The sequence below is a fragment of the Actinokineospora sp. NPDC051303 genome (assembly GCF_055586285.1).
The window spans coordinates 49754-57492 of sequence record NZ_JBVJIN010000018.1 but is presented as its reverse complement, the minus strand read 5'-3'; the positions used below and the strand labels follow the sequence as shown (position 1 = coordinate 57492).

At 71.2% G+C, this 7739-nt stretch carries 14 protein-coding genes; 8 read left to right on the top strand and 6 right to left on the bottom strand.

The features are described from left to right. The first annotated feature begins 22 nt into the window (after positions 1 to 22). The 3 genes from ACZ6SD_RS16160 to ACZ6SD_RS16150 are packed head-to-tail and all read left to right on the top strand — an operon-like array spanning position 23 to position 542. Positions 23 to 187: a DUF397 domain-containing protein gene (locus ACZ6SD_RS16160; protein WP_465317785.1), complete on the top strand. Its 165-nt coding sequence runs from the start codon at positions 23 to 25 to the stop codon at positions 185 to 187. A gap of 14 nt (positions 188 to 201) precedes the next feature. Continuing rightward, a complete protein-coding gene (locus ACZ6SD_RS16155) occupies positions 202 to 363 on the top strand; it encodes a DUF397 domain-containing protein (protein WP_465317720.1) in 162 nt (53 codons plus the stop codon). Between the two features lie 14 nt (positions 364 to 377). After that, positions 378 to 542: a DUF397 domain-containing protein gene (locus ACZ6SD_RS16150; protein WP_465317719.1), complete on the top strand. Its 165-nt coding sequence runs from the start codon at positions 378 to 380 to the stop codon at positions 540 to 542. 31 nt (positions 543 to 573) lie between these two features. Here the strand turns inward: ACZ6SD_RS16150 and ACZ6SD_RS16145 are convergent, their stop codons facing one another. From ACZ6SD_RS16145 to rpmB, 5 genes are all read right to left on the bottom strand, one after another. After that, positions 574 to 2046 (bottom strand): GGDEF domain-containing protein, encoded by a 1473-nt coding sequence (locus ACZ6SD_RS16145; RefSeq protein ID WP_465317718.1) that lies wholly within the window; start codon positions 2044 to 2046, stop codon positions 574 to 576. Between the two features lie 156 nt (positions 2047 to 2202). Next, the gene (rpsR, locus tag ACZ6SD_RS16140) at positions 2203 to 2442 is read right to left on the bottom strand and encodes a 30S ribosomal protein S18 (RefSeq protein ID WP_091452984.1); all 240 of its coding nucleotides are present in this window, start codon (positions 2440 to 2442) and stop codon (positions 2203 to 2205) included. A 9-nt stretch (positions 2443 to 2451) separates the two neighbouring features. Next, positions 2452 to 2757 carry a 30S ribosomal protein S14 gene (rpsN, locus tag ACZ6SD_RS16135; protein WP_465317717.1) on the bottom strand — a complete coding sequence of 102 codons (306 nt, stop codon included), beginning with the start codon at positions 2755 to 2757 and terminating at the stop codon, positions 2452 to 2454. Continuing rightward, a complete protein-coding gene (gene rpmG / locus ACZ6SD_RS16130) occupies positions 2757 to 2921 on the bottom strand; it encodes a 50S ribosomal protein L33 (protein ID WP_465317716.1) in 165 nt (54 codons plus the stop codon). The genes rpsN and rpmG overlap by 1 nt, the downstream gene beginning before the upstream one ends. Further along, positions 2921 to 3157 carry a 50S ribosomal protein L28 gene (gene rpmB, locus ACZ6SD_RS16125; RefSeq protein ID WP_091452993.1) on the bottom strand — a complete coding sequence of 79 codons (237 nt, stop codon included), beginning with the start codon at positions 3155 to 3157 and terminating at the stop codon, positions 2921 to 2923. Before rpmB ends, rpmG begins: the two co-directional genes overlap by 1 nt. A 98-nt stretch (positions 3158 to 3255) precedes the next feature. Between rpmB and mrf the strand changes: the two genes are divergently transcribed. From mrf to rpmF, 3 genes are read left to right on the top strand one after another with little or no spacing between them, the layout of a single operon-like run. Then, complete coding sequence (gene mrf, locus ACZ6SD_RS16120; RefSeq protein WP_465317715.1) at positions 3256 to 4494, top strand: ribosome hibernation factor-recruiting GTPase MRF; 1239 nt, start codon at positions 3256 to 3258, stop codon at positions 4492 to 4494. Then, on the top strand, positions 4491 to 4751 hold the full coding sequence (locus ACZ6SD_RS16115) for a type B 50S ribosomal protein L31 (protein ID WP_465317714.1): 261 nt from the start codon (positions 4491 to 4493) through the stop codon (positions 4749 to 4751). The genes mrf and ACZ6SD_RS16115 overlap by 4 nt, the downstream gene beginning before the upstream one ends. After that, a complete protein-coding gene (gene rpmF / locus ACZ6SD_RS16110) occupies positions 4751 to 4912 on the top strand; it encodes a 50S ribosomal protein L32 (protein WP_091452998.1) in 162 nt (53 codons plus the stop codon). Before ACZ6SD_RS16115 ends, rpmF begins: the two co-directional genes overlap by 1 nt. Before the next feature lie 18 nt (positions 4913 to 4930). On the opposite strand, the gene ACZ6SD_RS16105 is transcribed toward rpmF, so the two are convergent. Next, positions 4931 to 5578, bottom strand: coding sequence for a histidine phosphatase family protein (locus tag ACZ6SD_RS16105; RefSeq protein ID WP_465317713.1), 648 nt, complete (start codon positions 5576 to 5578; stop codon positions 4931 to 4933). A 116-nt stretch (positions 5579 to 5694) separates the two neighbouring features. On the opposite strand from ACZ6SD_RS16105, the gene ACZ6SD_RS16100 reads away from it, so the two are divergent. Further along, complete coding sequence (locus ACZ6SD_RS16100; protein ID WP_465317712.1) at positions 5695 to 6537, top strand: 3-hydroxyacyl-CoA dehydrogenase family protein; 843 nt, start codon at positions 5695 to 5697, stop codon at positions 6535 to 6537. Continuing rightward, positions 6531 to 7673, top strand: a complete 1143-nt coding sequence (locus ACZ6SD_RS16095) for a GNAT family N-acetyltransferase (protein WP_465317711.1) — start codon at positions 6531 to 6533, stop codon at positions 7671 to 7673. Before ACZ6SD_RS16100 ends, ACZ6SD_RS16095 begins: the two co-directional genes overlap by 7 nt. The last annotated feature ends 66 nt before the right edge of the window (positions 7674 to 7739 follow it).

Genomic DNA, 7739 nt, shown 5'->3' with positions numbered 1-7739 from the left:
ACCGTTGATCGGAGGCGCGTCGATGGAATGGCGTAAGTCGTCAAAGTCGGAAGCGGGCGTCAACTGCGTGGAGGTTCGCCGGGATCTGGCGGCCGTTCGGGACAGCAAGAGTCCCCATGGCCCTGTCTTGGCGGTGGACCTGCCCCAACTTCTGACCGCTGTGCGGTCGGGCAAGTTGCACCGTTGATCGGAGGCGTGTCGATGGAGTGGCGTAAGTCGTCAAAATCGGACTCGGGCGCCTGCGTGGAAGTCCGCCGGGACTTGACCGCTGTGCGGGACAGCAAGAGCCGCCACGGCCCCATGCTGACCGTGAACCTGCCCCAGCTCCTGATCGCTGTGCGGTCGGGCAAGCTGCACCGTTGATCGGAGGCCCGTCGATGAAGTGGCGTAAGTCGTCAAAGTCGGAAACCGGTAGCAACTGTGTGGAGGTCCGCCAAGACCTCGCGGCCGTCCGGGACAGCAAGAGCCCTCACGGCCCTGTCTTGGCGGTGGACCTGCCTCAACTTCTGACAGCTCTGCGGTCCGGCAAGCTGCCCGGCTGAGCGGATCGACCGCCCCCCGGCTCTCACTCGCCTAAGCGGCGGCGTGGACCTCGACCCGGTTGCGGCCCCGGCGCTTGGCTCGGTAGAGGGCGGCGTCGGCGTTGGCGAAGAGGCGGTCGAGGGTGCCGGGGCCGGTGGCGACGCCGATGCTTACCGTGGGGCGTTGGGTGGTGCCGAGTACCGCTGTCCAGTCGTGGCGGTCTACCGCTTCGCGGATGCGTTCGGCGACGGTGATGCCTACTGGGTTGTTGTCTTCCGGGGTGTCGGTAAGCAGGACGACGAACTCGTCTCCGGCCCAGCGGGCGATCACGTCGTCGGCGCGGCATTCGGCGCGGACGAGTTGGGCGATCTCGCGCAGCGCGGCGTCACCGGCGGCGTGGCCCGCCGCGTCGTTGACGCCCTTGAACCAGTCGACGTCGATCAGGACCAGCCAGGGGGCGCGGTGCGCGGCGACCGCGCGGGCGAGCAGGCCGGGGGCGGTGCTCTCCAGGCCCAGGCGGTTGGCCAAGCCAGTCAGCGGGTCGCGGGCCGCGGCCTCCTGCGCCGCCGTCGCCAGCCGTTGCGCGCGGATCGCCAACCGGCGCTGCTCCAACGCCTGCCCCAGGCCCTCTTGCAAGGTCTCCATGGCGGTCCGCCGGGCGGAGATGTTGAGCCGCAGCGCGTGCGCCTCTCCCGCGGTGTCTCCGCTCTCCCGACAGATGTCGGCGAGGTCCTGTGAGTAGCGCTGCAACAGCGACACGTCGCTGGTCCGCTCGGCGTCCTCGACCGCGGCCCGGCCGTGGGCGATCGCCTCGGCCAGGGCGCCCTGCTTGCGGCGGATCGTGGACAGCACCCAGTGCCCGACCGAGGCCGCCCACCGGTTGCCCTCCGGCTTGGCCAGGTCCAAGGTCTCGCGGGCGATGCGCTCGGCGCGGTCGAGTTCGCCGATCCCGGCCAGCGACGCGCCGTACGCGGCGAGCAGGGCCAGGTGCATCCGGCCCGAGGAGACCAGGCTCAGCCCTTCCTCCAGCAGGGGAATGGCCTCGCGGAAGGTCTCGTCCGCCTCGTCCGGGGGCTGCTCGCACGCGCGGAAGTTCAGTGTCCCGCCTAGACCTTGCAAGGAGTGCGCCAAAATCTCCACATCGTCACCCGTTCGGGCCACGTCTACCGCGATCCGGCCTATCTCCAGCGACGCGCGCCGGTAACCGATTCCCTCCAGCAGGTAACCCAATCTGCCTAATGTGTCGGCAGCGGACGAGCCGTGCGGCTGCTCTGTGTCGATGTCGCTCCAGCCCTCTGCGGCGAGTTCGAGGGCGAGCGGGATGCGCCGCAGCTGCCAGGCCGCGACGGCGCGGCGGGTCAGGATCGCCGCGCGGGCCCAGGGATCGAGCCCGGGGGGCACTTTGGACAGCAACTGGTCGAACAGGGAGTTAGCCTCGTCTCGGCGGCCCGCGTCGATCAGCAGCCGGACTTCGCGGTCGGCGCGCAGCGCCTCGGTCGCGGCTGCTTGGTCGTCCTGCCCCACACCGTCCTCGACTTGTCCTCGCCGAACGGCTGACAAGCGCGTTCGTGGCCTGCGACACAGTGCGGCAAGGCTACAAGGGAGCTGGGCCGTGACCCGATCGGAGTATCGAGTTTCGCCTGCTCGGGCGGTCTTCGCCGACCGCCCGAGCACGGCCGGTCATGACTTGGCGGGGCCGGGGTAGGGCAGCAGCGCCATCTCGCGGGCGTTCTTGATCGCCACCGCGACCTGCTTCTGCTGCTGGGGCGTCAGTCCGGACACTCGCCGGGCGCGGATCTTGCCCCGGTCGGAGATGAACTTGCGCAGCAGCTGGGCGTCTTTCCAGTCCACTGTGGAGATTCCGGCCGCGAGCAGCGGGTTCGGCTTCTTCTTGCCGGGGCGGCGTTCTGGTTTCGCCATCGGTCTCTCCTACCAGCTCGACTTGCTGACACCGGGAAGCTCGCCGCGATGCGCCATCTCGCGTAGGCGCACCCGCGACAGGCCAAACGCGCGCAGGTAAGCGCGGGGCCTGCCGTCCACCGAGTCCCGGTTGCGAATCCGAACAGGACTCGCGTCGCGGGGGAGCTTCTGGAGCGCGATCCGGGCGGCCTCGCGCTGTTCCTCGGTGGATTTCGGCGAGCGCGCCGCCTCCTTGAGCGCGGCGCGGCGCTCGGCGTAGCGGGCGACTGTCACCTTGCGCTGCTCGTTCTTTGCGATCTTGGACTTCTTGGCCATCAGCGGTCTTCCTTGAACTCGACGTGGCGGCGGACCACGGGGTCGAACTTGCGCAGCACCAGGCGGTCCGGATCGTTGCGGCGGTTTTTCCGGGTGACATAGGTGAATCCGGTGCCCGCGGTGGAGCGGAGCTTGATGATCGGCCGGATCTCGTTGCGCGCCATCAGATGCGCTGCCCTTCCGCGCGGAGTCGGGCCACCACGGCCTCGATCCCCCGCTTGTCGATGGTCTTGATCCCCTTGGCCGACACCCGCAGCGTGACGTGCCGGTTCTCCGAGGGCAGCCAGTAGCGCCGCCGCTGCACGTTGGGGTTCCAGCGGCGGGACGTGCGCCGGTTGGAGTGCGACACCTGCTTGCCGAAGCCGGGTTGGCGCCCGGTCACCTGACAGATCGCGGACACGCGACCTCCCTGAATATGGGACTCGTTTTCATTATGGACGCCGGTCAGGGTAGCGTCACGGTCGACCAGATGGAAATCGTTGTCGATAGGAGTCGCCAGTGTCGAACGACCGGCGCGTCCGGCTGGTGCTCGCCTCAGGGCTGCGCCGGGCGGCCACCGAGGCCCTCGCGGACCGGTTCGCCGGGCCGCGCACCGCTGTCGTGCACCACGACCTGCGCGAAGTCGCCGACGGCGTGGTCCGCAGGCGGCTGCGGACCGGCGCGCGCGACGCCACCGTCGTGCTTGACCTCGCCCACGGCTGCGTCTCCTGCACGCTGCGCGAAGACCTGCTGCCGCTGGTGCGCAAGCTGATCGCCACCCCGACCATCGACCGCGTCGTGCTGCACCTCGACCCCATGGTCGAGCCGGAGCCGGTCTGCTGGGCGCTGCACCACGTGCTGGTCGGCGAGCACACCATCACCGACCTCGCCGACATCGAGGCCGTCGTCACCGTGGTCGACGAGCCCACCTGGCTCGATGAGGCCACCGGTGACGTCCCGCTCGCCGAGAGCGTCCCCGGCGTGCCGTCCGAGGACGACCGGACTCTGGCCCAGGTCGCGGTCGGGCAGGTGGAGTTCGCCGACGCTGTGGTGCTCGACGGCCGCGCCGACGCCTGGCTCAGCGCCCGCACCGCCGCCGTGCTCGACCGCCTCACCCCCGGCGCGCCCCGCACTTACCTCGACACTCTTAAACAGCCCGACCTCGACCTGAACGCGCTGCTTACCGCGGTCCCGGAAAACGCCCGACCCGGCGAGGTCACCGACGCGCACGGCCCCCTCTTGCGCGGCCAGCCCCCGCTCGACGCGGACTGCGGCGTCACCCTCACTGTGTTCCGCGACCGCCGCCCGTTCCACCCCGAGCGCCTGCACGCCGCCATCGACGTGCTGCTCGACGGGGTCGTGCGCAGCCGCGGCCGGGTGTGGGTGGCCAGCCAGCCGGACGTGGCGCTGTGGCTGGAGTCCTCTGGCGGCGGCCTGCGCGTCGGCCACGCGGGCGTCTGGCTGGCCGCGGTGGACGACGAGTCCTGGGACCGGGCCGACGCCGACCGGCGCGCCAAGGCCGCCTTCGACTGGGACCCGCGCTTCGGCGACCGCGTGCAGGAACTCGTCGTCATCGCCCACCGGGCCGACCCGCAGGACATCGTCGCCGCGCTGCGCTCGGCCCTGCTCACCGACGCCGAGATGGCCGACGAGGACGCCTGGCCGCACTACCCCGACCCGTTCGGCGCCTGGCACGCCGACCCCTGCGCCGAAACCGCCGACCTCGGCGTTCCGACCACGCGAAAGGAAGAGTCATGAAGCCCGGAATCCACCCCGACTACCACCCGGTGGTCTTCCAAGACCAGTCCACCGGTAAGTCGTTCCTCACCCGCTCTACCGCCACCTCGGCAAACACGATCGAGTGGGAGGACGGCAACACCTACCCGCTGATCGTCGTGGACGTCACCGCCGACTCGCACCCGTTCTGGACCGGCAACCAGCGGGTCATGGACACCGCGGGCCGCGTCGAGAAGTTCAACCGCCGCTACGGCAACCGCGTGCGGGGTGGTCGCTGATGGCCGTCCCGAAGCGCAAGACCTCGCGCAGCAACACCCGCCACCGCCGGTCCCAGTGGAAGGCCGCCGTGCCCGACCTCGTCCCGGTCACCGCGCTCGACGGCCGCAAGCTGATGGTTCCCCGGCGGCTGGTCGAGGCTTACCGGCGCGGTCTCCTTTAAGAGGGGATCTGGACCTCGCTAAATAGGGACCTGGGTGGCGCCGTCCGGCGACTCCCGCCACTGGGAAAACGGGCGGTCCAGCGTCCAGCGTCCGCCCGCGTAGGTGAGCACGCGGTGGTCGCAGTGCGGCGGGTTCGACAGCGACTCGAACAGCTCGATGCTCCAGCCGAACATCCGCCTGCACAACAGCCGCATCGTGAGCCCGTGCGACACCACCAGCGCGGTGTCCGGGTGGCCGGGATCGTTCTCGACGCGCTGCTCCAGCTCGGTGAGGAAACTGGCCACCCGGTCGTCCACGTCCGCGCCGGACTCGCCGTGCGCGAGCCGGTAGAAGAAGTGGCCGAACTCGTGCCGCTTCCGCTTCTGCACCTGCTGCTCCACCGGATCTTGCAGGTTCCCCCAGTCCTGTTCGCGTAGCCGGGGCTCTTGCACTTGCCGCTCGACGGTTAGACCGAGCAGACCGAAGGTCCGGATAGCGCGGACATACGGGCTGATGTAAGCCGCGACCGGCTCGCCGCCCAGCAGGCCACGCAGGCGCGCGCCTTCCGCGCGCGCCTGCTCCTCCCCGCGCTCGGTCAGCGGCAACGCGTGGTCGGGGATGCGGCAGTAGGCCAGCTCGTCGACGTTGCCGAGGCTTTCCGCGTGCCGCAGGAGGATGATCCGCACGCCCCCATCGTGCCCGGCCGGGCGCGGGCGGATCGGCGCCAGTGAGTCATCCCGCATTGCCGGGCCGTGCGTCGCCGCCGAAGCTGTCGGGGGCGAGACGACAACGGAGGCGAAGCGTGAGTGGAGTTCCCGGCACGGTCGCGGTGATCGGCGGCGGCACGATGGGCGCGGGCATCGCGCACGTTTTCCTGGCCGCCGGTAGCCAGGTCGTGCTGGCCGAGGCGGACGCGGAGCGGGCTGAAGCCGGGGCTAAGGCCGTCGCGGCGTCGCTGCGCAAGGCGCAGGAGCGCGGCAAGCTCGCCGACGCCGCCGCGCTCGCGGCCCGGCTCGGCACCGTCGACAAGCTCGGGGACCTGCCCGCCGACACCGCCCTGGTCATCGAGGCCGTGCCGGAGCAGCTCGACCTCAAGCGGGCCGTCCTCGCCGAGGCCGCCGACGCCTGCCCGGACGCGGTGCTGGCGTCGAACACCTCGTCGCTGTCGATCGGCGCGCTCGCCGCCGCGCTTCCCGGCGAGCGGGTGATCGGGATGCACTTCTTCAACCCGGTCCCGGTCCAGACGCTGGTCGAACTGGTGCACCACGCGGGCCTGTCCGCCCAGGTCGTCGCCCAGGTGCGCGGCTGGGCGGAGGCGCTGGGCAAGACCGTGATCGAGGTCCGCGACTCGCCCGGGTTCGCCACCTCCCGGCTCGGCGTCGCGGTCGGCCTGGAGGCCATCCGGATGGTCGAGGAGGGCGTCGCGTCGCCTGAGGACATCGACACCGGGATGCGCCTGGGCTACGGCTGGCCGATGGGACCGCTGCGGCTGACCGACCTGGTGGGCCTCGACGTCCGGCTGTCCATCGCCGACCACCTCGCCGCCGAACTCGGCCCTCGCTTCACCCCGCCCCAGCTGCTGCGCGACAAGGTCGCCCGGGGCGAGCTGGGGCGCAAGAGCGGCCAAGGCTTCTTCACGTGGTGACTGTCCGCGCTTACCGCGATGAAGACAGGGAAGACATAGACCGGCTACGCCGCCTGGTGTTCGGTAGTTCTACCCGTGGCCTGTCAGGCGGCTGGCGCGGCTTGGTGGGCGAACTGGATCGCGAAACCGCCGGGTTCTTGCGCGTCTGGGATTACCGGCAGTTCTTCGGCGGCGTCGCCGTCCCTACCGGCGGCGTGGCAAGCGTGGCGGTTCACCCGCATGCGCGCGGCCGGGGCGTCGCGGGCGCCCTGCTGTCCGAGTCGCTGCGCGTGATGCGCGAAGCCGGGCAGGTCATCGCGGCGCTCTACCCGTACGTGCTGCCCCTCTACCGCCGCCACGGCTGGGAGCACGCGGGCACGGTCGAGTGGGCCACAGTGCCGCTGGTCAACCTGGCCGCGACCCCGCGCGCCCCGCTCCCGGTCCGCCCCGCGACGCCCGCTGACCTCCCCGACCTGCACGCTTGCTACCTGCGCACGGCGGCCTCCGTTGACGGGATGCTCGACCGCGCGGAGCCGGGCTCCGACCACGCGACGGTCTTCGGCGCCGACCTGGTCACCGTCGTCCCCGGCCCGGACGGACTGCGCGGCTACCTCACCGCGAACCGGCCGGACGGCGACCGGCTGATCGTCAAAGACCTCGTCGCCGACGACGTCGACGCCGCCCACGTGCTCCTGCGCCAACTCGCGAGCTGGGCTGGCCAGCTCACCGCCGCCGAGGTCAGGGTCTTCGACGCGGCCCTGCTCGACCACATCGTCCCCGGCGCGCTGACCCGCGGCGCCGAGGTCCACCGGTTCATGCTGCGCGTCGTGGACCTGCCCGCCGCCGTCGCCGCCCGCGGCTGGCCCGCCGTGGCGCGCACGGAGCCGTTCACCGTCGACATCGACGTCACCGACCCCACGGCCCCCTGGAACTCCGGCCGCTGGCGCCTGGGCCACGACGGCTCGTCGGTGTTCTGCGAGCCCGGCGGCACGGGCGCGGTCCGGCTGCACGCCCGAGCGCTGGGCCCCTGGTTCGCTGGTTCCACTACCGCGCTCTCTCTGCGCCGGGCGGGCCTGCTCTCCGGTAGCCCTACCGCCGCCCTCTTGGACACGCTTACCGGAGCCCCTCACTCCGTCCGCCTGTCCAACACTTTCTGACCGGCGCCCGTGACTGGTCTGCCAGCGCAAACTCCCGGGGGCCTCTCAGGCGCATCTCAGCAGCGC

Excerpts from the sequence above, each read along its gene's own strand:
- ACZ6SD_RS16160 (WP_465317785.1), top strand. The coding sequence starts at position 23 with ATGGAATGGCGTAAGTCGTCAAAGTCGGAAGCGGGCGTCAACTGCGTG.
- ACZ6SD_RS16155 (WP_465317720.1), top strand. The coding sequence starts at position 202 with ATGGAGTGGCGTAAGTCGTCAAAATCGGACTCGGGCGCCTGCGTGGAA.
- ACZ6SD_RS16150 (WP_465317719.1), top strand. The coding sequence starts at position 378 with ATGAAGTGGCGTAAGTCGTCAAAGTCGGAAACCGGTAGCAACTGTGTG.
- rpsR (WP_091452984.1), bottom strand. The coding sequence starts at position 2,442 with ATGGCGAAACCAGAACGCCGCCCCGGCAAGAAGAAGCCGAACCCGCTG.
- rpsN (WP_465317717.1), bottom strand. The coding sequence starts at position 2,757 with ATGGCCAAGAAGTCCAAGATCGCAAAGAACGAGCAGCGCAAGGTGACA.
- rpmG (WP_465317716.1), bottom strand. The coding sequence starts at position 2,921 with ATGGCGCGCAACGAGATCCGGCCGATCATCAAGCTCCGCTCCACCGCG.
- ACZ6SD_RS16115 (WP_465317714.1), top strand. The coding sequence starts at position 4,491 with ATGAAGCCCGGAATCCACCCCGACTACCACCCGGTGGTCTTCCAAGAC.
- rpmF (WP_091452998.1), top strand. The coding sequence starts at position 4,751 with ATGGCCGTCCCGAAGCGCAAGACCTCGCGCAGCAACACCCGCCACCGC.